Annotated in this window: 22 protein-coding genes and 2 tRNA genes; 12 read left to right on the forward strand and 12 right to left on the reverse strand. The window is 42.9% G+C overall.

Annotated elements, in window-relative coordinates; genetic code table 11:
• Positions 1 to 145: 145 nt before the first annotated feature.
• A complete protein-coding gene (locus H3V14_RS08745; protein ID WP_198228031.1) occupies positions 146 to 1,465 on the reverse strand; it encodes a DNA polymerase IV in 1,320 nt (439 codons plus the stop codon).
• Positions 1,456 to 1,749: a DUF3572 domain-containing protein gene (locus H3V14_RS08750; protein WP_075914419.1), complete on the reverse strand. Its 294-nt coding sequence runs from the start codon at positions 1,747 to 1,749 to the stop codon at positions 1,456 to 1,458. The genes H3V14_RS08745 and H3V14_RS08750 overlap by 10 nt, the downstream gene beginning before the upstream one ends.
• Before the next feature lie 73 nt (positions 1,750 to 1,822).
• Between H3V14_RS08750 and H3V14_RS08755 the strand changes: the two genes are divergently transcribed.
• A complete protein-coding gene (locus H3V14_RS08755) occupies positions 1,823 to 2,188 on the forward strand; it encodes a response regulator (protein WP_075870720.1) in 366 nt (121 codons plus the stop codon).
• A gap of 89 nt (positions 2,189 to 2,277) precedes the next feature.
• Here H3V14_RS08755 and rpsI read toward each other — a convergent pair whose 3' ends face one another.
• A complete protein-coding gene (gene rpsI / locus H3V14_RS08760) occupies positions 2,278 to 2,766 on the reverse strand; it encodes a 30S ribosomal protein S9 (RefSeq protein ID WP_198228033.1) in 489 nt (162 codons plus the stop codon).
• 2 nt (positions 2,767 to 2,768) lie between these two features.
• On the reverse strand, positions 2,769 to 3,233 hold the full coding sequence (gene rplM / locus H3V14_RS08765) for a 50S ribosomal protein L13 (protein ID WP_198212777.1): 465 nt from the start codon (positions 3,231 to 3,233) through the stop codon (positions 2,769 to 2,771).
• A 1,392-nt stretch (positions 3,234 to 4,625) separates the two neighbouring features.
• Here rplM and H3V14_RS08770 point away from each other — a divergent pair.
• Both H3V14_RS08770 and recJ read left to right on the forward strand, forming a co-directional pair.
• Positions 4,626 to 5,909: an O-acetylhomoserine aminocarboxypropyltransferase gene (locus H3V14_RS08770; protein ID WP_198228035.1), complete on the forward strand. Its 1,284-nt coding sequence runs from the start codon at positions 4,626 to 4,628 to the stop codon at positions 5,907 to 5,909.
• A 160-nt stretch (positions 5,910 to 6,069) separates the two neighbouring features.
• A complete protein-coding gene (gene recJ, locus H3V14_RS08775) occupies positions 6,070 to 7,851 on the forward strand; it encodes a single-stranded-DNA-specific exonuclease RecJ (protein ID WP_198228363.1) in 1,782 nt (593 codons plus the stop codon).
• A gap of 545 nt (positions 7,852 to 8,396) precedes the next feature.
• Here recJ and parE read toward each other — a convergent pair.
• A complete protein-coding gene (parE, locus tag H3V14_RS08780) occupies positions 8,397 to 10,475 on the reverse strand; it encodes a DNA topoisomerase IV subunit B (RefSeq protein WP_198228037.1) in 2,079 nt (692 codons plus the stop codon).
• A gap of 175 nt (positions 10,476 to 10,650) precedes the next feature.
• Between parE and H3V14_RS08785 the strand changes: the two genes are divergently transcribed.
• Complete coding sequence (locus H3V14_RS08785) at positions 10,651 to 11,610, forward strand: glycosyltransferase family 2 protein (protein ID WP_198228039.1); 960 nt, start codon at positions 10,651 to 10,653, stop codon at positions 11,608 to 11,610.
• Positions 11,607 to 12,497 carry a ChbG/HpnK family deacetylase gene (locus H3V14_RS08790; RefSeq protein ID WP_198228041.1) on the forward strand — a complete coding sequence of 297 codons (891 nt, stop codon included), beginning with the start codon at positions 11,607 to 11,609 and terminating at the stop codon, positions 12,495 to 12,497. Before H3V14_RS08785 ends, H3V14_RS08790 begins: the two co-directional genes overlap by 4 nt.
• A 24-nt stretch (positions 12,498 to 12,521) precedes the next feature.
• Here the strand turns inward: H3V14_RS08790 and H3V14_RS08795 are convergent, their stop codons facing one another.
• The 7 genes from H3V14_RS08795 to H3V14_RS08825 all read right to left on the reverse strand — a co-directional run bounded on the left by H3V14_RS08795 (position 12,522) and on the right by H3V14_RS08825 (position 18,667).
• Positions 12,522 to 12,962 (reverse strand): GtrA family protein, encoded by a 441-nt coding sequence (locus H3V14_RS08795; protein ID WP_198228043.1) that lies wholly within the window; start codon positions 12,960 to 12,962, stop codon positions 12,522 to 12,524.
• Positions 12,959 to 14,509 (reverse strand): glucosyltransferase domain-containing protein, encoded by a 1,551-nt coding sequence (locus H3V14_RS08800; RefSeq protein ID WP_198228045.1) that lies wholly within the window; start codon positions 14,507 to 14,509, stop codon positions 12,959 to 12,961. Before H3V14_RS08800 ends, H3V14_RS08795 begins: the two co-directional genes overlap by 4 nt.
• Positions 14,510 to 14,520: 11 nt before the next feature.
• On the reverse strand, positions 14,521 to 15,249 hold the full coding sequence (lipB, locus tag H3V14_RS08805) for a lipoyl(octanoyl) transferase LipB (RefSeq protein WP_075870710.1): 729 nt from the start codon (positions 15,247 to 15,249) through the stop codon (positions 14,521 to 14,523).
• 713 nt (positions 15,250 to 15,962) lie between these two features.
• Positions 15,963 to 16,607 carry a TPM domain-containing protein gene (locus H3V14_RS08810; protein WP_198228047.1) on the reverse strand — a complete coding sequence of 215 codons (645 nt, stop codon included), beginning with the start codon at positions 16,605 to 16,607 and terminating at the stop codon, positions 15,963 to 15,965.
• A 5-nt stretch (positions 16,608 to 16,612) separates the two neighbouring features.
• Positions 16,613 to 17,458, reverse strand: coding sequence for a YgcG family protein (locus H3V14_RS08815; protein ID WP_198228049.1), 846 nt, complete (start codon positions 17,456 to 17,458; stop codon positions 16,613 to 16,615).
• Positions 17,455 to 18,084, reverse strand: a complete 630-nt coding sequence (locus H3V14_RS08820) for a LemA family protein (protein ID WP_198228051.1) — start codon at positions 18,082 to 18,084, stop codon at positions 17,455 to 17,457. Before H3V14_RS08820 ends, H3V14_RS08815 begins: the two co-directional genes overlap by 4 nt.
• Before the next feature lie 507 nt (positions 18,085 to 18,591).
• A tRNA-Val gene (locus tag H3V14_RS08825) sits at positions 18,592 to 18,667 on the reverse strand.
• A gap of 239 nt (positions 18,668 to 18,906) precedes the next feature.
• On the opposite strand from H3V14_RS08825, the gene H3V14_RS08830 reads away from it, so the two are divergent.
• From H3V14_RS08830 to nuoF, 7 genes are all read left to right on the forward strand, one after another.
• A tRNA-Asp gene (locus H3V14_RS08830) sits at positions 18,907 to 18,983 on the forward strand.
• 577 nt (positions 18,984 to 19,560) lie between these two features.
• A complete protein-coding gene (locus H3V14_RS08835; RefSeq protein WP_075870706.1) occupies positions 19,561 to 19,926 on the forward strand; it encodes an NADH-quinone oxidoreductase subunit A in 366 nt (121 codons plus the stop codon).
• Positions 19,917 to 20,498, forward strand: a complete 582-nt coding sequence (locus H3V14_RS08840) for an NADH-quinone oxidoreductase subunit B family protein (protein WP_075870705.1) — start codon at positions 19,917 to 19,919, stop codon at positions 20,496 to 20,498. The genes H3V14_RS08835 and H3V14_RS08840 overlap by 10 nt, the downstream gene beginning before the upstream one ends.
• Before the next feature lie 14 nt (positions 20,499 to 20,512).
• Positions 20,513 to 21,124: an NADH-quinone oxidoreductase subunit C gene (locus H3V14_RS08845; RefSeq protein ID WP_075914429.1), complete on the forward strand. Its 612-nt coding sequence runs from the start codon at positions 20,513 to 20,515 to the stop codon at positions 21,122 to 21,124.
• A gap of 93 nt (positions 21,125 to 21,217) precedes the next feature.
• The gene (locus H3V14_RS08850; RefSeq protein WP_075914430.1) at positions 21,218 to 22,408 is read left to right on the forward strand and encodes an NADH-quinone oxidoreductase subunit D; all 1,191 of its coding nucleotides are present in this window, start codon (positions 21,218 to 21,220) and stop codon (positions 22,406 to 22,408) included.
• Entirely contained in the window at positions 22,408 to 23,067 is a 660-nt protein-coding gene (gene nuoE, locus H3V14_RS08855) for an NADH-quinone oxidoreductase subunit NuoE (protein ID WP_198228053.1), read from the forward strand. Before H3V14_RS08850 ends, nuoE begins: the two co-directional genes overlap by 1 nt.
• Positions 23,068 to 23,170: 103 nt before the next feature.
• The gene (nuoF, locus tag H3V14_RS08860) at positions 23,171 to 24,478 is read left to right on the forward strand and encodes an NADH-quinone oxidoreductase subunit NuoF (RefSeq protein ID WP_075870701.1); all 1,308 of its coding nucleotides are present in this window, start codon (positions 23,171 to 23,173) and stop codon (positions 24,476 to 24,478) included.
• The last annotated feature ends 10 nt before the right edge of the window (positions 24,479 to 24,488 follow it).

Raw genomic sequence — 24,488 nt, forward strand, 5'->3', positions numbered from 1 at the left:
TTTGATATAGGTCAATGCAAGTCAAGTAATGTTGGTATCTGGGTGGAAGTGGCGGATTTTTTGTCTGATCATCCGGCATGGAGTTTTTGTTCGAGCGAAATGCGCGGCCTTTTATTATTTTGAAAATAATGTTTTTTCTGCATTATCAAGCTTTGTCATCCGGTGCTTTGCGCACGGAAATATTTTTGCCGAATGTATAACCGGTTTCAATAGATTTATCTCCGAATTTGGCACGAAGTTTATCGATCGCGGTTTCAGCTATAGCGCGTTTGTGCTGAAATGGGTCGAGAAGATCATTATTTTGTAAACGAGAAGCCTTCAATAATTGCTGGACACCTATACCGAGTAGGCGGAATTTCGTTCCATCAAGTTCCTTCTGTAACAATCGCAATCCTACCCGAAAAATCCGGTCAGCAGTCTGTGTTGGGTCGTCAAGGCTTTGGTTGCGCGTTCGCGTTTTGAAATCTTTGGTCTTTAATTTCAAAACAACGGTTTGCCCGGCAATTTCACTGGTCTTCAGTCGTGCTGAAACTTTTTCAGACAACATGCGTAAAACCGGTATCAGGTCTTCGGAGTTTGACAAATCGCTCATGAAGGTTGTTTCAGATGATATGCTCTTCATTTCTCGTTCGGGTTGAACAGGGCGATTATCTTTCCCGCGTGACAAGCGATAAAGGCGCTGGCCCATTTGCCCATAGCGTTTGATTAGGAGCGCTTCGTCCAATTGTTGAAGTTCACCCACTGAGGTAATTCCGTCACGGGATAATTTTTGCGCTAATGCTGTACCGACACCCCATATTTTCGTTACAGGTTGTTTTGCGAGAAACGCGAGTGCTTCATGTTCTCCGATGATTGAAAAACCACGCGGTTTATCAAGATCGGAAGCAATTTTGGCCAAGAACTTGCAATATGACAAACCGATAGAAACAGTAACACCAATTTCTTGCTCGATACGCTTCGCAAAGCGTGCGAGTATATATGAAGCCGGCGCTTTATGGAGCTTTTCAGTACCACGCATATCCAGAAATGCCTCGTCAATTGAAATAGGTTCAACCAATGGGGTTAACTCGAACATAAGCTGGCGGATTTCCCGCCCTATGCGGGCATATTTTGTAATATCGGGAGGAATGACTATTGCATCTGGGCAAAGTTCCAGGGCCTTGAACATCGGCATTGCCGAGTGAACACCTGAAATTCTCGCAATATAACAGGCAGTAGAAACCACCCCGCGTTTGCTACCTCCGACAATAACAGGTTTATTGCGTAGCTCCGGATGGTCGCGCTTTTCAACGGAAGCGTAAAATGCATCGCAATCAATATGGGCCAATGTAAGAGAATAAAGTTCCGGATGATAGATAAGACGCGGCGAACCACATTTTTCGCAACGTTTGTTGAACTTGTGCTGAATGGATAAACAATCCCGACAAAAACCAAATTCTGGTTGATTAAACGGGCTTATAGCCATACAGGTTGTTCTCCGCCAGGAAGAAAGTTGACAGCTTCCCCGATTGATTGTGGTGGGTAGCCTGACTGTTCCGAGAAAGACATGAGTGTCGGTTCATGTGCCAATATGAATTGCAATACGCCGGCAAGGAAACCTTTCGAGGCTGCTGCCGTACGAATATCGGAAGCATTTATCCCTGTGATATTTAAAAAACGTGGCATAAGCTCGGGATCGTTCGCGATAAACAATAATGCGGATACCGCCAATTCTTCAGCTTCTTCACGATTGGTTATCAGTTTTTTCATATCATTTAGCCAAGTAGTAACCATAACAAGTTTACTCTTATAGTTACAAAGCTGGAAGAGCGGAGATTGTAGGATGTCAAAAAAAGTTATGATCGTGGAAGATAACGAACTCAATATGAAATTGTTCCACGATCTTGTCGAAGCCTGTGGCTATGAAACGGTTGAAACCCGCAGCGGTTTGGCTGCATTGGATCTGGCTCGACAAAACAAACCCGGTCTTATTTTAATGGATATCCAATTACCAGAGGTTTCCGGAATTGACGTCATCAAACAATTGAAAGCGGATGATGAATTGAAATCTATACCGGTCGTTGCAGTTACTGCCTTTGCTATGAAGGGCGACGAGGAAAGAATCAGAGCTAGTGGTTGTGAAGATTATATGTCGAAGCCGATATCGGTTGTTAATTTCATGGCTATGGTCAAACGATTTCTCGGGTGAGATATACTCATAAAGACTTTTGAATTCGATAGATTACAAAAATAAAAAAGCCCCGTAAAAACGGGGCTTTTTGTAAAATAAAATAGGAATCAACGTTTCGAGAACTGGAAAGAACGACGGGCTTTTGCCTTACCGTATTTCTTACGTTCAACAACGCGGCTATCACGTGTGAGGAAGCCGCCTTTTTTCAGTACCGAACGAAGACCAGGTTCGAAATAGGTCAAAGCCTTGGAAATACCGTGACGAACAGCACCGGCTTGACCAGAAAGACCACCACCGGCAACCGATGCAATAATGTCGAACTGACCATCGCGATTTGCGGCAAGAATTGGCTGACGCAAAATCATCTGCAAAACAGGGCGTGCAAAATATTTGTCAAAATCTTTACCGTTAACGACAATTTTGCCGCTACCCGGTTTTATCCAAACGCGTGCAATAGCGTCTTTACGTTTACCTGTAGCATAGGAACGTCCTTGAGCGTCAAGCTTACGTTCATGAACAGGAGCTTCCGGTGCTGCAGGAGCTACAACCGTTTCGGTTGCCGTACCAAGCTCGGAAAAAGAACTAATCTCGGCCATAATTAAGCAATCCTTTTATTTTTACGGTTGAGTGCACCAACATTGATAACTTCAGGTTGCTGGGCTTCATGAGGATGTTTGGTTCCAGCATAGACGCGCAAATTTTTCATCTGCCGACGGCCAAGAGGACCACGCGGAATCATGCGTTCAACAGCTTTCTCGATAACTCGTTCAGGAAAACGTCCTTCAAGGATTTGACGGGCCGTACGTTCTTTGACGCTGCCGATATATCCGGTATGCCAGTAATATTTTTTGTTATGAAGTTTTTTGCCAGTCAAAACGACTTTGTCGGCATTGATTACGATAACATTATCACCATCATCAACGTGAGGTGTATAAGTTGGTTTGTGTTTACCGCGTAACCGATTGGCTACCAATGTGGCAAGACGACCTAAAACAAGGTTCTCTGCGTCAATAATGACCCATTTCTTGGCCACTTCAGCGGGCTTTTGTGAAAAAGTTGCCATTGAAGCTTTCCTTTTTAAAATCCCATGTTGAACAAGGGCGTTTTTTGTTGCTTAATGTTGTGATGATTTGACCACAACAAATGTGCCATCCATGACACGTGCGAGCTTCTTATAAGCTTAGAGCAATTACGTCAATCAAAAAAATTACATTAATCGAGAAATAAGCCAATATTTCCAATATTTTGCGATAGAGGTAATATTGTACCGCATAGTATTGATATGGCGTTGGCAAAGGAACTTACCCCAATATTCGCGAGGATATTGCCGGTGCGCTGTCTGACAGCGAAAAGGTTTTTATTACCCAGTTACATATATCGTTGAACTGGCCGTTAAAAACATCAGACATCCATCGAAAATATTTGCTGACTTTAGCAGGTTGACAGGTGGCAAAGTTCAAATGAATGGGGCGCACCGAATGCGCACACGAGTTCATAAGTTTCAGTCGGATATATCTTGTGGTATTTAGCGAAGCATTATTGAAAAAGCATAGTTGGGAAAACTTGAACAAATGTATTAAAAAAATATTCCAATATGCTGTTATTAAAGGTAAATCTAAAAAATTCTTGGGCCCGCAATAATTGAAGACAGTCAAAGGATGTTTATCAACGCGTGATCGGAGAATAAGCAATTTACCGCTCTACATTGGACTAATCGATAACAAGATAAGCGTATTTTCGCCTTGAGCAATATCCAAAACAGCTGTTATCAATGATAAATTGCAATACTTGCGGGGGAAAAGCTGGATGATCATACGAGCGGGTAGAGGATCAACCACAAAGTCTAGCGAAAACGTTTCCCGTTAAAAACGTTGAACGACAGTTGGACGGGGAATGAAGTGAAAGACATCAACTCTTTACTGTGGATTGGGAATTTTATGTCGCTCACATACCTCCACCGTTGGTCTTTACCTTTTCAAGCTATGATTTTCATGTATGGCGTGCATTTATCAAATTCAATAAAGGCAGTTTATTCTTATGCATGTGTTGCATTTGATACGATACTAAAAGCAAGTAAATCAGTTTCAATAAAACGATTGAACATTCCCGATCTTAGCAATTCACGTGGTGTTTAGCCACCGCATGACTTTAACAGGCTTGCTCGTTCGGTTATGTAGGTCGAAACGCTGCCGATAAAATCCAACCAAGCATATTATATTGGTTAAAAAATCCAGCTTAAGCGGTTTTGAGAGGAAATATGAGCGATTTTTATTCTGAATGTTCCAGATCAGACAGACTGCAAATGTCGGAGTAAATAAATATCCGGACGAGTTAAATTGCGGGATAAAAATAGTGACAATTCAGGGATTAGAGAAATTGTTTTCTTGTGCCTCTACGCAGGTTCTTCTAGCTTCTTTGTAACAAAGATATTTCAAGATGCTTTATGGAGAAGCAAATGACAAAAGTAAAACCGGGAATAGAAACACTGGCAGTCCATGCGGGAACCGCTCCTGATCCGACAACGGGTGCGCGGATCACCCCAATCTATCAGACCACAGCCTATGTGTTCAAGGATGCCGATCAGGCAGCAAACCGCTTTGCCTTGACTGAACCCGGAAATATTTATGGGCGTATTACAAACCCGACACAAGCGGTATTGGAAGAAAAAGTAGCAGCACTGGAAGGCGGTACGGCTGCCTTGGCAACCGCATCCGGTCATGCTGCAGAATTTCTTACATTTCATACGCTTATGGAACCCGGAGAAAATTTCGTTGCCGGACGGCAGCTTTATGGTGGATCAATCAACCAATTCTCGAATGCATTCAAGTCGTTCAACTGGCAAGTCCGTTGGGCTGACAGCGAAGAACCCGAGACGTTCGAGAAGCAAATCGACGATAAGACGCGCGCTATCTATATTGAAAGTTTTGCCAATCCGGGTGGAATTGTGGTGGATATTGAAGCAATTGCGAAAATTGCTCACGCTCATGGTGTGCCACTCATTGTCGACAATACGCTTGCAACGCCTTACCTACTGCGCCCGATCGAGCATGGAGCCGATATTGTTATCCATTCGCTAACAAAATTTATCGGTGGTCATGGTAATTCTATGGGTGGTCTTCTTGTCGATGGCGGAACTTTTGATTGGGGAAAATCAGGGCACTATAAAAAATTGACCGAACCACGTCCCGATTATGCCGGACTCGTGATCTACGAAGCCACGGGGAATGCCGCTTTTGCAACGGCTGCGCGTGTTTTGGGTATGCGTGATTTTGGACCAACCATTTCGCCATTTAATGCATTTTTAATTTTGACAGGTGCTGAAACTTTGCCGCTGCGTATGCAAAAACATAGTGATAATGCTTTGGCCGTGGCACAATATCTAGAGAAGCAGAAAAAGGTTTCATGGGTAAACTACGCCGGTTTGCCAAGTAATAAATATCATAAGCTTCAGCAATATTACGCGCCAAAAGGTGCGGGTTCTGTTTTCACTTTCGGCGTCAAAGGCGGATATGAGGCTGGTGTGAAATTTGCTTCTTCACTGAAATTGTTCTCGCTTTTGGCAAATATCGGAGACACGCGATCGCTTGTTATCCATCCGGCTTCGACCACTCATCGCCAATTGACCGACAGTCAAAAAACTGCTGCCGGTGCCGGTCCGGACGTTGTTCGTTTGTCTATCGGAATAGAAGACGTGAAGGACATTATTGGCGATATAGAACAGGCATTGGATAAAATTTGACAGTAAAGATAGTATCGTAAAAGGGGGTAATGCCTTCAGAGGTGAAAAACGCTTCTGAAGGTTTTTATTTATGTTGCTACGCGGACGTCTCTGAAAATTAAGGGAAATTTGAATTTGTGCGTCGCTTTGAAAGGCTTTTTGTTGTATCAGATCAATCATGATAGAGACCGAACAGAATTTTTTAGGTGTCGCCCGATCTGCAATCGGACGGAGATGGATTGCAAGCCTTGATCGGGAAGGGGTCAATGATGCTCTCACTATGTCGCAAAAATTCGGTATAGCAGAGCCTCTGGCACGCGTTCTTGCGGCGCGTTCGGTTCCTGAAGAAGAAGTTTTGAATTATCTAGACCCGACTTTGAAGGCATTGACACCTGATCCGGTGACTTTTGTAGACATGGAAAAAGCAACAGAGCGGATTGTTCAAGCTATTGACCACAAAGAAAAAGTTGCGATTTTCGGTGATTATGATGTCGATGGTGCATGTTCTTCGGCTATTCTCTATCGATTTTTGACTTTTTTCGGTCTCAACGTGGATATCTACATACCTGACCGCATCGTTGAAGGTTATGGACCCAATCCGCAAGCTATGAAAATGTTGGCTGATAACGGTGCAAGTTTGGTCGTCACTGTGGATTGTGGAGCAAATAGCGCAGAGGCTATAAAAGCAGTACGGGAGAAAGGTGTTGATGTGGTTGTACTCGACCATCACCAGATGGGAGAAGTCCATAAGGAAGCCTATGCACTCGTTAATCCGAATCGTCCGGACGACCGTTCGGGACAGGGATATCTCTGTGCGGCCGGTCTTGTTTTTATAACAGTTGCATGGACGTTAAAAAAAATCAGACAGCAAAGAAAGCATCGCGATCTTCCGGATATTCTTTGTTATCTTGATCTTGTAGCGCTTGCGACAGTTTGTGATGTTGTGCCACTTGTCGGTGTGAACAGGGCTTTCGTTACAAAGGGGTTAAAAGTTGCGCGTATGATGTCCAATCCCGGTATTGCAGCGCTTTCAAGAGTTGCCAGAATTGGCGAACCACTCAATGTGTTTCATCTCGGTTTTTTACTCGGACCGCGTATAAACGCAGGAGGCAGAATTGGTGATCAGGCGCTTGGAGCGCGCCTGTTGACTACAAAAACCGAGGACGAGGCCAATGCTATCGCGGAAGAGCTCAATACTCTCAATCAGGAGAGACAAGCTATCGAAGCAAAGCAACTTTTGGAAGCAGAAAGCGATCTGCAATCATTAAAACTTGACGAAAGTCCAAGTGTGATCGTTGTTTCACACGAGGGGTGGCACCCCGGTATTGTTGGAATTCTTGCAGCCAGATTGAAAGAAAAATTCAGGTGCCCGGCTTTTGCAATAGCAATCAAAGCAGATGGCAGCGCGACGGGATCGGGGCGCTCGATAGCCGGAGTTAATCTCGGTGAGCTGGTGCGGGAAGCTGTTGAATTGAACCTGCTTGAAAAAGGCGGGGGACATGCTATGGCAGCAGGCGTTACAATTTTAAAGAGCAAAATAGATGAATTCCGGAAATGGCTTGGGCAGAAATTGTCTGCCAAAGTAAATGATTTGCATTCCCATGAAACATTGTCGATAGATGGACTGTTATCGGCTTCGGGAGCTACCAAAGAGCTTTATGAAATGATTGAAAAAGCTGGACCCTTCGGTTCCGGAAATCCGCTGCCAATATTTGTATTACCGTCGCACCGTCTGTCAGATGTCAGAGAAGTGGGCAGCGGACATTTGTTGATGTCACTATCAAATATTGAAGGGAAAAAATTAAAAGCCATAGCATTTCGTGCGGTAGGTACGGATCTCGGGAACTTTTTGATAGCACATCTTGGAAAAAACATTCATATTGCGGGTAATCTGAACCTTAATTATTGGAACGGTCAGGCTTCACCCCAATTGAGGGTGATTGACGCAGCCGAGCCTGAATAAGGCAAAACTTATCGGGATATGTTCCAATGCGAAAATTGTTCAGTTGTCCGGAAATGTGGACTCCAAGATGTGGTTCTCGATAATTTTACATCATCACAGTATTATTACGAATAAATATACGTAAAATCATGTGATAAAAAGAATAATTAATACAATTATACAATTTGAAAAATAGGTAAATTAAAAAAATAATATTTAAATTATTTATAATATTATAAATATTATTAAAAGTATGAATTTTATATCAACAGTATTATATTTTAAAAAAATCTCTGACGAACGGTTATGCGTAAACCTTTCATGTTTTACTGTCATAATTTCAAGTTCAGGTAACAATCAATATTTTTAAATGAGCATTGGATCGAGACAAATCTATCTCATTCACAAAACTAAATGTGTATCCAACAGTTTGATATCGGGAACATGAAAATCAAACCATAATATTTCAATTTTAACGGTGTGAGATTTCAACGACGCTTTACGAGATTTTTTACAGTCAATTTTATTGTTGTGGTTCGCTAAACGTTTAATTTTTCGATAAATTATCAAATATCCAGATTATCGGCGAATTCCGCATTTTCCTGAATGAAATGAAAACGGGCTTCAGGCTTTGATCCCATAAGATCCTCAACGACTTTTTTAGTCACCTGATTGCTTTCGCTATCAATATCGACTCGTAGTAAAGTCCTGTTTTTTGGATCCATGGTCGTTTCTTTAAGCTGATCCGAACGCATTTCTCCTAAACCTTTGAACCGACCGATTTCGATTTTTCCACGGCCGGTAAATTTTGTCTTTAATAGTTCATCCTTATGGGCGTCATCCCGCGCATAGGCAACATTACCGCCTTGCGAAATGCGATAGAGAGGCGGAACCGCTAAAAAAAGATGTCCCTTCTTTATAAGTTCCGGCATCTCCTGATAAAAAAAAGTAATCAGGAGCGAGGCAATGTGCGCACCGTCCACATCGGCATCTGTCATGATGATAATGCGGTCATACCTCAGATCGCTCTCTTTATATTTTGAATGCGTGCCACAACCGAGTGCCAATATAAGATCGGATATTATCTGGTTATTACTCAACTTGTCACGGCCGGCACTGGCAACATTAAGAATCTTTCCGCGTAAGGGTAACACCGCCTGAGTTGCACGATTTCTGGCCTGTTTTGCCGAACCGCCGGCTGAATCACCTTCGACTAGAAATAACTCTGCGCCCGCAGCTGAATTATGCGTACAATCAGCGAGTTTTCCTGGAAGGCGTAACTTCCGCACGGCAGTTTTGCGACTGACTTCTTTCTCCTGACGCCTTTTTAATCGTTCCTCGGCTCTCTCAACAACCCAATCAAGAAGTTTGGTGGCTTCCTGAGGGGAATTGGCGAGCCAATGATCAAACGGGTCACGAATCGCGTTTTCGACGATTCGTTGTGCTTCGACGGTTGCCAAACGATCTTTGGTTTGTCCGACAAATTCCGGTTCACGGATAAAGACCGAAAGCATTACAGCCGCCGATATCATCACATCATCGGTGGTGATAACGGAAGCCCGTTTATTACCCGTCAATTCGGCATAAGCCTTTAATCCGCGTAGAAGAGCCTGTTTCAAACCTGCTTCATGCGTACCACCTTCACCCGTTGGTATAGTATTGCAATAGGAATGCATAAAACCGTCACCACCGTACCACGTGATCGCCCATTCGACAGAACCATGGCCACCGCGCTGTTCGGTTTTTCCGGCAAAAATATCCGAAGTGACTTGATATTCCCCGTCAAGAGATGAACTTAAAAAATCTTTCAACCCGCCCGGAAAATGAAAAACAGCTTTCTCGGGAATATTGTCTTTCCCGATAAGCTTTGCCGGATCGCAACTCCAGCGAATTTCAACACCGCCAAAAAGGTAGGCTTTCGAGCGTGCCATTTTGTAGATCCGTTCAGGATCGAAAGCAGCTTTTGGCCCAAATATTTCTGCATCCGGATGAAAACGGACGCGTGTACCACGGCGATTATGGATTTCGCCTAAATCTTCCAGACCTGACTTGGGAATCCCGCGGGAAAACCGCTGTCGGTAAAGTTTGCGGCCACGCGCTACCTCCACCTCCATGTCATCTGACAAAGCATTGACAACCGATATTCCGACGCCGTGAAGTCCACCTGATGTTTCATATGCCTTTCCGTCGAATTTGCCGCCTGAATGTAATTGGGTCATGATAACTTCAAGAGTCGATTTATCAGGCATTTGCGGATGGTTCTCTACCGGTATACCGCGTCCGTTATCGGTAACTGTTAAATACCCGTCGGCATCAAGCGATACTTCGATAAAATTGGCATAGCCTGCAACAGCCTCGTCCATCGAGTTATCAATAACTTCTGCGAAAAGATGATGAAGTGCTTTACTGTCAGTGCCACCGATATACATTCCCGGACGCAAACGCACCGGTTCCAACCCTTCCAGCACACGGATAGATGAAGCATCATAGCTATCTTCTGCATCGGTTGTTACAGTCAAGGATTTCAACGTTTGTTTATCTTTTTTTTCGAGATTCGCTTTTTTTGAAACGCCATCGGAAAGTTCTTTTGCCGTTTCTGTATTGCTTTGCAAATTTCCAAAAAGATCGTTATGTTTCTCGTCCATCGGTGTCGATTATCTATCCTAGGATTTATCTGAAGTTAAATTTGTACGAATCGTTCTATTTTTGCATATATGATGCGAAAAAGCGAGGATGTTCGTGTTCTGTTCGCAAGACTTTCAATTAAAATGAAATCATGTAAAAGATCTACATCAAGGGGTTTGTTTGCGGAATGCAAAGATGACAACAGTCACAGTAATTAGTCCGGTTTATAATGAAGGAAAAGGAATTGCGATTTTTGTCGAAGAAGTCGCACGAGTATTTTCTAAACTTGAGTATGATTTGACGATTATACTTGTCGACGACGGGTCTAAGGACACAAGCTGGTCGGACTTACAAAAAATTATTCCTGAAAAATTCCGAATTCAGGGTATTCGGCTTGCAAAAAACTTTGGCAAGGAATCGGCAATCGCAGCTGGCCTTTCTTTGGCAGATAGTGACGTTGTCATAACGATTGACTGTGATTTGCAGCATCCACCGGAATTGATGTCCAAAATGCTTGAATTGTGGGAAGAGGGGGCCGAAATTGTTTCGGCTGTGAAAGAGAAGAGACAACAAGAATCGTGTTTGGATCGTTTGGCGGCGGCAAGCTTTTATAAAATTTTTCACTGGATAACCGAAAATGATATTGGAGGAACGAGTGATTTTATTTTGCTTGACCGAAAAGTAGCAGATGCGCTGAAATCACTACCGGAAAAGCTTTTCTTTTATCGAGGTGTTGTGCAATGGCTCGGTTTCAAGCAGGTAAGTGTTTCTTTTGTTCCTAAAAATCGTGAAATTGGGAAAAGCGGTTGGTCATTTTGGAAAAAACTGCATTTAGCCATAGATTCGCTAACGGGTTTTTCAGCAAAGCCTCTCGTTTTCATCTGGTTTATGACTTTCTTGTTTGTGTTATTTTCTTTAGTTGTTGGTGGTGACGCTGTCATCTCTAAAGTTATCGGGAAATCGGTCAGTGGTTTTTCAACTTTGATCCTTGTCATTTTGATTACCGGTGTTGCGGTGCTCTCTTGCTTATGTGTTTTGTCGGCATATATCCGTCAAATTTTTTATGAAGTAAAAAGTCGTCCGCGTTTTCTGATCAGTCAAAAAATAGATCTGGGAGGCGGAGAAGATTCCAAGAACAGGAAAGCGCGAAAATGACACTTTTCTGCTTGTTTAATGCGGACGACTTTGCTGTTGATCGCGGTTGCTCGAGCGCAATCGTTACAGCACTAGAAAAAGGTCGGCTACAGGGCACCAGTGTTCTTGCCGGCGGTGAAGACCAATCAAGCTACGAAGCTTTAGATAAAACAGGTTGCAAGTTTATCAATACACATCTCAACCTTCTTGAGGGACGATCTCTTTCAGAAGGAGGGAGTGCGTTCGGATTGACCAGTGAAGATGGCTTTTTTTGTTTGTCACTGGGGCAATTGATAAAAAAACTTTATTTTTCTTCTAAGAAAAAGTTGTTACAAGAATGGATATTCAAAGAATTTTGCCAGCAAATTGAATTCGTCCATAACTGTTTTAGTGATAGGCAAATAAGGCTCGACGGTCATCTGCATATCCACATATGGCCGCCATTAAGACCAGTGATCGAAGAGCTTTTAAAAAAATATCCGGTTTCCTACATCCGCACACCATTGGAACTTGGATATAAGAGGCGGTCAAATATTGTCGATAATATCAAAGGAAATTTGCGCCGGCAATTATTGGCTTTTTGGGCAAAAGATACGAGAGCTTTAGTGAGTCGCTATCAGGTGCCCACTTCGGACTTTTTTTTAGGAGCGACTGCGAGTTGCAACCTCGCTTTGGATGATATTGATAAGGGGTTGGCGTTGATATCAAGCAAAACGTCAGATCGCGATGTGACTATCGAGATAATGACACACCCGGTTAATAACGAAGTTTCGGAAAGCAATTTTTATAAAGATAGCCGGTATCGTCTGGCTCATATGACAACTGAACGGCAAAAAGAACTTGAATTATTATTATCGGATGATCTTTTGGAGATCATGAGAAAATATAACGCTGTTTTTGTTGAATAATTCAAATAGAAATATCAGCCTATTTCATGCTTTTTTAAAAAATACAAAATGGTTTAAAAAATAATTGGCGAAAAGTCCTGCTAACGATCCGGCCGCAATAGCCAGGAATAAAGTCAATGGCGTAACATTGCCGGAGCTTTTTAACACAGTCATGCTCGCGCAATAATTGAGCACACCGCCGATGGCTGCAAGCCCCATATAACTTCCCCAACCTTTCAGATTTTTGAAACGCGCTTCCCGACCTCGAAATGATATCCGACTGTTGAATATCCAAGTGAAAGTAGCTGCAACAATAAATGCGCACGCTCTGGCAATCCAAAGATTTAGACCAGATGTCTGTAATATCCAAAGAGTAAAAAAATCGATCCAGAATGCGATTGATCCGGAACATAAAAACAGCACAAACGACCTGTGTTTCTTATAAATGTCCAAAACAACTTCATTCACATCCAAGCGTCGGGTCATTGGGGATCATCCCCGGTATTTTCATTATAATCGCTCAGGCACATATTTTTGCGTCCAAGCGAAATAAAAAGAAATTCGTCCAGGTCGAATATTCGATAATTCATAGTGTTGATATCAGGCAGCCGATTTTGGTTACATAATTCCGTAACCAGTTGAGCGGCGAGCCGCGTATTAGATATCATTTTTATGTTGTTATATCCGAATTCTTTTAATTGCGATGATAAGAGCCAGTCACTCCCATGAGGTATCATCACCGCAATAAGGCGCATTCTTTCGGCAGTATCTTTTATGTAAGAAGATGTTCCCAATCCGCCCAGAATGTAAATGGGCTTCTCGGGAGGAAACGATTCTAAAGATGTAGCGATACGGTATAAGTAATAACGGTTCAAATCATTTTGAATCCTGACTGCGCTATTCAAAATATAGCTAAAAACAAGCGGAAATAGCAGGAAAAAGCCGATTATTCCCCAAGTTGCTTTTGTATTTGCAAAAGTAAGAGCACCCCCTTGATTTTCTAGCTTTTGTAAACGCGTGACAAATTGAATGAGAAGAAAAAGAACGCAAACAGAAAAGAAGATAGATTGGGGCATAACCCTCGGTGGGATGCCGCTGTCACCTACGATTCCATACAACACACCAAGCGAAATGGGTAGCATGAATAAATAAGCGATCGAGCAGATTGCCGCTCTCAAAACCGGTTTATCGAAGTGCGTATCGCGATAAAAGTGAAGTTGAATTTGTGCAAAACCGACGCAAATAGCTATGCCATACAATATTTTACCGGTTGTTGACAAAAAGCCGAAATAACGTGAAAAAACATTTTCAGTCGTCACTGCAATGTAGTGAGCTGCACCTTTCGAACTTTGAAAGATAAATTGGCCCTTCACTGCAGCATATTCATCGATAAATATTTTATCAAAAAAATAAAAGAAAACCGTGATTAATGCAGCAAAGATAACTGACTTTATGAAATATCTAATTGCGATGCTGATTTTTCTACCACGGTAAATATCAAATAGTGTTTCTACTAAAACAAGAATAATAAACATATTGATATAGGATTGGTAAAATCCCATAGAAATGAAGCAAAATATCGCAGATTTTATTTTTGAATTTTTGTAGTAGGCCCAACCCAACAAACTGCATGTCAATCCCATCGCCATTATCACACAATCAAAACGATAAAGATATGCAGCGAGTAGAAATGGATTGAAGATATAGGCGACGAGCAGAGCCGCAGTAACCGCGTTAAACGGAATTGAACGGATCTTTAAACATAGACACGCTGATACGATAGTTAAACATAACGCAATGATAAGAAAAAAGGGGGATGAATCCGGCATCCATTGCCAATCAGCAGAAAGAAAGAATGCTAAAACGTCAGCAAATGGTCGTCCATATTCGCTCCATCCCGGAGTTTGACTAACAAGCCTTTCAAAATCATCTCTATAATAATAATTACTTAGTATGAGAGGAAAATAAAATAAAAGCGTGGCAATAATTGCCGTGATATAAAATTTCTTCTGGTCTGTATTCTCGCAGATCATTTTGTTGCAACCTAAGGTTTTACAGAAATTGTGGCGCCAAATATTCTTTCAAACGTTTGTCTCAGGACAATGTCAACATCTGCCATGGTGACGGGCAGACCAAGATCAACAAAACTAGTCACACCATGATCCGATATCCCGCAAGGAACAATTCCAGCATAATGTGACAAATTCGGTTCAACGTTTAACGCAATTCCATGAAAACTTACCCACTTGCGCAAACGTATTCCTATTGCCGCAATCTTGTCTTCCGCCGGCTCGTTTTTAATTGTCGACGGCCGGTCGGGACGAACAACCCACACGCCCACGCGATCTTCCCGACGTTCACCTTTGATATTGAATTCGGCCAGAGTTTGGATGATCCATTCTTCCAACGCCCCTATAAAAGCACGGACATCTTCTTTGCGACGTTTCAGGTCAAGCATGACATAAATTACACGTTGGCCTGGTCCATGATAGGTAAATTCTCCCCCACGTCCGGTTTGATAAACCGGAAACCGGTCAGGTGTTAAAAGATCACTTTTTTTGGCGCTTGTACCGGCCGTGTATACAGGCGGGTGCTCCAATAACCAAATTCGTTCACGAGCGTCTCCGGAAGCTATTCTGGCGATTCTCTTTTCCATTTCTTCGAGAGCAAACGGATATGGAACTAGCTCGTCGCTTATGACCCATTCTACGGGCGGGGAAGCTTTTGTCGGTAAAAAATGGTGATCTAGGTTTTGTCGGATTATATTGTTCATCATATCCAGCCGCGAAAAATTTTTCCACGATAATTTATTAGCCTATGAAACTTAAATCAAGGAATTAGATAGTCGAAGATTGAAGGATTAGGACAATAGAGTGAATTGTAATATGTTAAAAATTATTATTTTTAAAATTTACTCTCTAATTATAACAAGGTATTTTAATAAAATGTAAATAATAGTTCATATAATTTATATTATTGGAAATATTAATAGAATTTAGAATATACCATAGAATATATTTTAAATTCAATAAATACATAAGTTTAAATGTGTTCTTTAACGTTACAGAAAAATATCTGAATTGATCAAACAGTTTTTCCTGTAAAGCATTGTTTCCGGTTTGCAAATCGGATATGGAATACCACAAATGTGAAGCCTGGTTGCTTCAACGGACGAGGTTAGACGAGGAAGGTGCGATATTATAATTAGTGTTACGGTTGGCAAAAAACAAACCGATGGCGTACAACTGCTTAATATTAACTCGTACCGACACTGCGATCTCTGTTTACCAAATTCGGGTTTATTCTATCTATAAATTTAATGAAGAAGTTGGTGTTTTTTATGAATAACGATATAAGAGCCGAGAGCAAAGAATAAGCCCATGACAATGAATAAAATTGGAGTGGGGGTACAGGCTTGATAGCGTAGCAAACCATCTTGAAACAAACATACGGACAATAACGAATATCTGAAAGACAAATAAAGAGTTATAAGAGTTCAACAATATGGTCAGGCAATTCGTTATCTATATGGCTGCTTTCCGGAAAATAGCACGTTAGTATTTCACCGGACTTTTTTATCGCTTCCAAAAAAGCTTCGGTAAGTTCTCTATTTCGTGCCTTTTCCATCATGCCTTTAACGATCGCGTTCCATGTTTCCGGTGGTACTTTTTCCGAAATCTTTGTGTCAGCTATAACCTCGGCATAATGTTCCGCTTCTGAAATAAACAAAAGAATGCCGGTGCGCCTTTTTGTCCGGTTGATATTTTGCGCCAGAAATTGACGCATAGCATTTTCATGACAAATACGATTTTTAATCGAAGCGGGAGTTATTGCCAATCTTAAAGCCGGAATAATGGACAGATAGAATAGGCCTAAAAGATGTATGGTAAGAAAAATTGACGCGAAATAATGAAGCGGAATGTCATACCGCCAAAAATGCAGACAATAAGCAACTATGATCGAACAGAAAAAGACAAAGACAGTCCACACAAAAAACGAAATAATAAAATAGCTGTCGCTTCCTTTTGTAAATACAGCAAAAATTTCACCACTGGTTGTTTTTTCGGCAGAATGAATTGCAGCGCTGATTCTATCGCGTTCAATCACATCCGATAAAGCCTGTTTATCCATTGATATTACCATCTTCCTGATGCGCCTCCGCCGCCAGACGAACCACCGCCGCCTCCGAATCCTCCATCGAAGCCGCCAGATCCCCCGCCGAAACCTCCTCCGAATCCTCCACCGCGACCCGATCCGAGAAACCAAAGTACAAAGACGATACCGAGCCAGCGATAGCGTCCAGGGCCAACTTTCATTCCGAAAATTGAAGCCAGTATCGGAAGTACGACAAAGATGAAAAACACAATGAAAGTTATGGCATTGGCTATTAAATCCTGTTTTTGCTGCTGCTCGATCTTCTCCTGTTCGATTTGCTGGTAAGCTTTTATCCGGGAATCAAAGTCGGCTTTACTCCCTGTCAGAATGTCTTCGATTGCGTTGACGCCTTCACTTATTCCCCTATCAAAATTCCCATTCCTGAAATTTGGTATGATTATCGCATTAATAACAGTTGAAGACAGAGCGTCTGTAAGTATCGCTTCCAGTCCATATCCAACTTCAATTCGTACTTCCCGTTCATTCGGCGCTACTACCAATAGTACGCCGTTGTTTATTTGCTTTTGCCCCAAAGCCCAATGTCTGAATAAGCCGTTTGCATAAGTTTCTATATCGTAGCCGTAAAGGCTAGGAAGAGTGGCTACAACGATCTGGTCACCCGTCTTTTGCTCAAGTGACGCTAGCTTGGTACCAAGAGATGTTTTTGTTTCCGGACTAAGTAAATGCGCATTGTCGACGATGCGATTCGATAGTTCGGGGAAATTCAAGCTACCTGAAGAGGCATTGGATAAAGTCCAAACAGAACTAAAGGCCAATATTATGAAGAAAATTATCCTTATGAAAACTGGCCTAGGTAAAAGAATCATTTGTTGAACTCGACCTTGGGGGCTTTTTCGGCGGCCTCGTCGATTGAAAATGTGGGCATTGGTTTTGCATCACGATACCATAACCACGTCCATATCATAGTCGGCATCGTCTTGAGAGCTGTGTTATAGACACGCACTGCTTCGATATAATCGCGTCTTGCTACTGCAATGCGATTCTCGGTTCCCTCAAGCTGCGATTGTAATGCAAGAAAATTCTGATTCGCTTTTAGATCAGGATAGTTTTCAGCAACAGCCATCAAGCGGGACAATGCTCCCGTCAGATTGGACTGATTATTGATAAATTGTTGCATAGCTTCGGGGTCGTTGAGCATATCGGCGTTGATATTTGTTTGCGTTGCTTTCGCACGCGCCTCTACAACGCCGGTCAACACAGCCTGTTCATGTTGAGCATATCCCTTAACGGTTTCGACAAGGTTTGGAATCAGATCGGACCGCCGTTGATATTGATTTAATACTTCACTCCAAGCGGCATGTGCTTTTTCCTCATTGGTTGGAATTGTATTGAAACCGCAGCCTGCCAATACTGGAAGAAAAAGAGAGATCAATAAAAAGATAAAAGGCAATTTGACCGAATTTCGGTCGTCAACGAGATGAACGGCTTGCATAAAATCTTCTCCGAATATGAACGCCATATTGATGCAGATAGGAAAAACTTCCCCTTCGGAAAGAGCTTTTGAAAAATTTTATGGCTTTTTTTGAGACATTACGAACGACTCGTAAAAATTCACCCTTTAAATTGGTTAAAACCGGAAAATTGTTGAGTCTTACTGCATCACAGTACGAATGGTCCTGACAGAGCGCATTAACTGCAACGGTACCCCTTTGATAGCGAGACAGTCAGGTTATGATTCACCACTTCGTCGTGAATTGAAATGCTATGACTGAGATACGTGGAAACAGCTTACATGCGGAAAAAGTTATCCTGTTGACCTCGCTGTTATTATATCAGTTACCTTCATTAAGGAGTTGGAAAGTCGCCAGAGACCGACAGTCATTACAACATGACGAGGGGGGCCAGGAATTCAATTAGGTGCGACAAACGATACAATTTTCCAAACGTCTGCGCTCAATAGATTTGATAAGCCAGTTAGTAAAAGGATGAAAATGGAGAATGGTAGGCGATGAGAGACTCGAACTCCCGACATCCTCGGTGTAAACGAGGCGCTCTACCAGCTGAGCTAATCGCCCGCCGTTACCGTGGGTTGGTAACAACTGACGCACTCTTTAGGCAAAACTTTTGCTAAACGCAAGAGAAAGATGACACTTAAAATAGATTTTTTGCTTAATTTTTTTTGGCCACGCTGTTTTTCCACGTTTTTCGCGAAAAAAACAATTTTTGTGAAAAAACTATCTGCTTGTCGCTTGACAGATGCAAGCGAACACCTTAAACGACCGCACACAGTCACAATGACTGAACTGAAAAGTGCGCGGGTGTAGCTCAGTTGGTTAGAGCGCCGGCCTGTCACGCCGGAGGTCGCGGGTTCGAGTCCCGTCACTCGCGCCATTTTTCAGATGGCTATTTTAGCTGATCATGGCTAATGTTTGACTTTTTGTTTAGATAGTCAAAGCCTTCGTTTTATTCTTTATTGCCCCCCCCCTGATTTTTGATTAAACTTTTAATAGGTATGAGTTTGTATTTGGCTCTCCTGATAGTGAATCTGATGTCGAATGGCATATGGTGGTATACTTTGTGCCGTTTTGGTCCAAAAGTGACGTAAATATTATCGTTCGCTAAAACGTGACTGAATGAATAAAAGATGAATTGTTTGAATTTTAGAGCGGAATAATCGCTGTAAAAAATATCCCAATATATTGTTTTTCAATTATTTTTTTCAGAATTGATCACTGTTATACAAACCTATGCTTGTAAAACTCGTTCTGGATTTTGCACAACTTACGATTTTATGATAGCGTTTGCTATTGCGTAAGAGCGTTTGGTGGGGTAACGCTTAACGCAGATTTTATCGCACGGCATGCCCTTTAAGCTGCACGGGCGGGATTAACTTACAAGCCGGTTTTGCTACGTTTCAGGTAGACTCCGGTAGTGTTAGTTCAGCACCTTTTAAAGGCAGAAGTGGACCATGACCGATCTGATAAGTTCTTATTTGCCAGTATTGATTTTTATAATCGTGTCGGCGTTGATCGCCGGTATACTGTTGATAATGCCTTATATTGTGGCTTATCGTTCTCCCGATCCGGAAAAACTTTCAGCATATGAGTGCGGATTTAATTCCTTTGATGACGCACGTATGAAGTTTGATATTAGATTTTATCTGGTTTCCATTCTGTTTATTATTTTCGACTTAGAAGTTGCGTTTCTATTTCCTTGGGCCGTGTCATTCGATGCGGTCGGTATGTTCGGTTTTGTTTCTATGTTGGTGTTTTTGGCCGTATTGACCGTCGGCTTTATTTATGAGTGGAAAAAAGGAGCACTTGAATGGGATTGATTCATGACAATTCGACACTGGTTGCTCCCAAACCAAAAGGTATTATAGACCCGAATACGGGGAAATTGATCGGTTCGGATGACGAATTTTTCAATAATATCAGCGGTGAACTTTCGGATAAAGGTTTTCTGGTAACCTCTGTAGATGCACTTGTTACCTGGGCACGTACCGGTTCGTTGATGTGGATGAGCTTTGGTCTTGCATGTTGCGCGATCGAGTTAATGCAATGCTCAATGCCACATTATGATAATGAACGTTTTGGTTACGCTCCACGCGCCTCACCGCGCCAATCAGATGTGATGATGGTGGCAGGAACCTTGACAAACAAAATGGCACCGGCGTTGCGTAAGGTTTACGACCAGATGCCGGAACCTCGCTACGTTATTTCTATGGGCTCATGCGCCAATGGAGGAGGGTATTATCATTACTCGTATTCTGTTGTACGCGGATGTGATCGTATAGTGCCAGTTGATATCTATATTCCTGGTTGTCCTCCAACGGCAGAAGCTCTCCTTTATGGAGTTTTATTGCTGCAAAAAAAGATACGTCGCACCGGTTCTATTGAACGGTGAGGGGAGAGCAAGTGATGAATAGTGAAGCGCTTAAGGAATTGCAGTCTTATCTCGCAGAACGGTTGGAGAGTGTAATTGATGAGTCTGTTTTTGCTTATAATGAATTGACGGTTGTAGCTAAACTTGACGCCATTATTGATGTCCTTTCTTTCCTTAAGGATGATTCACATTGTCAGTTTGTCGGTCTTGTCGACATTTGCGGTGTTGATTTTCCCGAGAGGGAAAAACGTTTCGACGTCGTTTATCATTTATTGTCTCCTCGTCATAATTTACGTCTGCGTGTAAAAGTACGTACCGACGAAGATACTCCTGTACCTTCTGCGTGCAGTGTTTATCCGGGGGCGGAATGGTATGAGAGAGAAGCTTACGACATGTATGGCATCTTGTTTTCGGGGCATCCGGATTTGCGGCGTATTTTGACGGATTATGGCTTTGAAGGACACCCCTTACGCAAGGATTTTCCGACATCGGGTTTTGTCGAATGTAGATATGATAACGAATTAAAACGGGTTATTTATGAGCCGGTTGTGCTTCGTCAGGAAATGCGAAATTTTGATTTCATGTCGCCTTGGGAAGGGACAGACTATGTATTGCCGGGCGACGAGAAGGCCGGGGGAGCAAAATGAAATTGCAGACGTGTTTTCCGGACATAAATGGTCGTGATTTTGGTCGAAAACCTATTACTGTAGTTGAATTGCAGCAAGGCAAAGGAGCGGGTCGTGGCTGAGGTCAATGTCCGTAATTTCAATATAAATTTTGGTCCGCAACATCCTGCTGCGCACGGTGTTTTGCGTATGGTGCTGGAACTTGATGGAGAAATAGTCGAACGCGTCGATCCTCATATCGGGCTTCTCCATCGTGGCACCGAAAAGCTGATGGAAACAAAAACCTATTTGCAAGCGACGCCATATCTTGATCGGTTGGACTATGTTGCTCCCATGAATCAGGAGCACGCGTTTGTGCTTGCAGTCGAAAAATTGCTCGGTATTGAAGTTCCAAAGCGCGGTCAGCTCATTCGTGTACTTTTTTCGGAAATCGGTCGTATTCTCAATCATTTATTGAATGTCACGACGCAGGCTATGGATGTTGGAGCTTTGACGCCGCCGCTCTGGGGGTTCGAACAGCGCGAAAAGCTTATGATTTTTTATGAGCGCGCCTGTGGAGCAAGGTTGCACGCAAATTATTTTCGTCCCGGTGGGGTGCATCAGGATTTGCCGGAAAAACTCGTTGAAGATATCGGAAAATTTATTGATCCCTTTCTAGTCGCTTTGGATAAGCTTGATGCTCTTGTTACGCCGAACCGTATTTTTAAACAACGCAATGTCGACATCGGTGTAGTCAAGATTGAAGATGCATGGGTGCGTGGATTTTCAGGTGTAATGATCCGGAGTGCCGGGGTTCCGTGGGATTTGCGGAAGAGTCAACCCTATGAATGCTATGACGAAATGGACTTTGATATTCCGGTGGGGAAAAATGGCGATTGTTATGATCGTTATTTGATCCGTATGGAAGAAATGCGCCAGTCTGCACGTATAATGCGTCAATGTGTAGAGCGTTTGTTAAGCACTGAAAAAGACGGTCCGGTTTTGGCAGAAGATCATAAAGTTACGCCGCCCAGAAGAGCGGCAATGAAAAGTTCAATGGAGTCTCTTATCCATCATTTCAAACTTTATTCTGAAGGTTTTCATGTTCCCGCGGGTGAGGTCTATGCTGCAGTAGAGGCACCTAAAGGTGAATTTGGCGTGTACCTTGTTTCGGAAGGTAAAAACAAGCCTTATCGTGTGAAATTACGTGCGCCTGGTTATGCGCATTTGCAAGCGATGGATTTTTTAACGCGTGGACATATGCTTGCGGATGTTACAGCAATCTTGGGTTCTATTGATATTGTTTTCGGGGAGGTCGATCGCTGATGACTGTGCGCCGTCTTGCCAATGAAGCCGTCCAACCTGCTTCTTTTTCCTTTAATAAAGAGAACTTGAAATGGGCAGAGAAGACTATTGCCAAATATCCTGAGGGACGACAAAGGTCTGCTGTTATTCCGTTATTGATGCGCGCTCAGGAGCAAGAAGGGTGGGTGACCCGTGCAGCAATAGAATATGTCGCGGATATGCTTTCAATGGCATATATTCGGGTTTTGGAAATAGCGACGTTCTATACGCAGTTCCAACTCAAACCTGTTGGTACAAAGGCGCATGTTCAAGTTTGCGGAACGACACCCTGCATGTTGAGAGGTGCCGGAGAACTAATCAAAGTTTGTAAAAACAAGATCAATGAAGCGCCTTTTGAAACCAACAAAGATGGTACGCTTTCCTGGGAAGAGGTTGAATGTTTGGGTGCTTGTGCAAATGCACCTATGGTTATGATCTTCAAGGATACTTATGAAGATTTAACACCGGAACGTCTGGAAGAAATCATTGATGCATTCGAGGCAGGCAAGGGTGCGTCTATTCCGGTTGGCCCGCAAAATGGTCGAAAAACATCCGAGCCGATTACAGGACTTACTTCGTTGTTGGATGGTGACCAGAAAACAACAAAGAGGAATTCGTCCGCAAAAAAAGCGGACGAGTGAGTTATTGTTTGAGGTTAAACTGAGATATTGAATTAGGAAGACTATTAATAAATCACTTTAAAAAAGTTGAGTAACGTATTGAAACAAAGGAAAAAGGTGAGAAATGCTGGCTGATAGTGATCGCATCTTCACCAATATATACGGTTTAAAGGACAAGTCTCTTAAAGGCGCGATGTCTCGTGGCTGTTGGGACGGTACAAAAGCCATTCTTGAAAAAGGACGCGACTGGATTATCAACGAGATGAAAGCATCCGGTTTGCGTGGGAGAGGTGGTGCCGGTTTTCCGACAGGCATGAAATGGTCGTTCATGCCTAAACAGGATGATGGGCGTCCGCACTATCTGGTTGTCAACGCAGATGAGTCAGAGCCCGGTACCTGTAAGGATCGCGAAATATTGCGTCACGATCCTCATACCTTGATTGAAGGATGCGTAATTGCAACCTTCGCTATGGGGGCGCATACTGCGTTTATTTACGTGCGCGGTGAATATATCCGCGAACGCGAGGCCTTACAGGCAGCAATTGATGAATGCTATGATGCCGGGCTTCTCGGTAAAAAAACAAAACACGGTCATGCTTGCGATATTATCGTTCACCATGGCGCAGGTGCCTACATTTGCGGTGAAGAAACGGCACTTCTTGAAAGTCTGGAAGGTAAGAAAGGACAACCGCGTCTGAAGCCACCTTTTCCTGCGAATATGGGCGTTTACGGCTGCCCCACAACGGTGAACAATGTTGAATCAATTGCGGTTTCGCCGACGATTTTGCGTCGCGGGGCGTCGTGGTTCTCTTCTTTCGGCAGACCTAACAATGTCGGGACGAAGTTGTTTATGTTTTCCGGACATGTCAATACACCATGCGTTGTAGAAGAGAGCTTGGGACTAACCTTTCGCGAATTGATAGAAAAACACGCTGGCGGAATTCGCGGCGGTTGGGATAATCTTTTGGCAGTTATTCCGGGCGGCGCATCCTGCCCCGTTGTTCCGGGCGAGAAAATGCCTGAAGCAATCATGGATTTTGACGGCATGAAAGCCATAGGTTCATCTTTTGGTACCGGTGGCGCAATTGTGATGGATAAATCAACAGATATTATCAAGGCGATCTGGCGTATTTCCGCATTCTTCAAACATGAAAGTTGCGGACAATGCACACCGTGCCGTGAGGGTACCGGCTGGATGATGCGGCTTTTGGGACGTATGGTTGAGGGCAGGGCACAAAAGCGTGAAATCGACCTTTTGTTCGATGTTTCAAAACATGTTGAAGGACATACGATTTGTGCTTTGGGCGATGCTGCGGCTTGGCCGGTTCAAGCGTTGATCAGAAATTTCCGTCCGGAAATTGAAAAACGCATTGATGATTATACTCGTAATGCTGTTCAAAGTAAGAATATTGCTTTGGAAGCAGCCGAATAAAAGACGGATT

The organism is Bartonella sp. W8151 (genome assembly GCF_016100385.1).
Lineage (GTDB): Bacteria > Pseudomonadota > Alphaproteobacteria > Rhizobiales > Rhizobiaceae > Bartonella > Bartonella apis.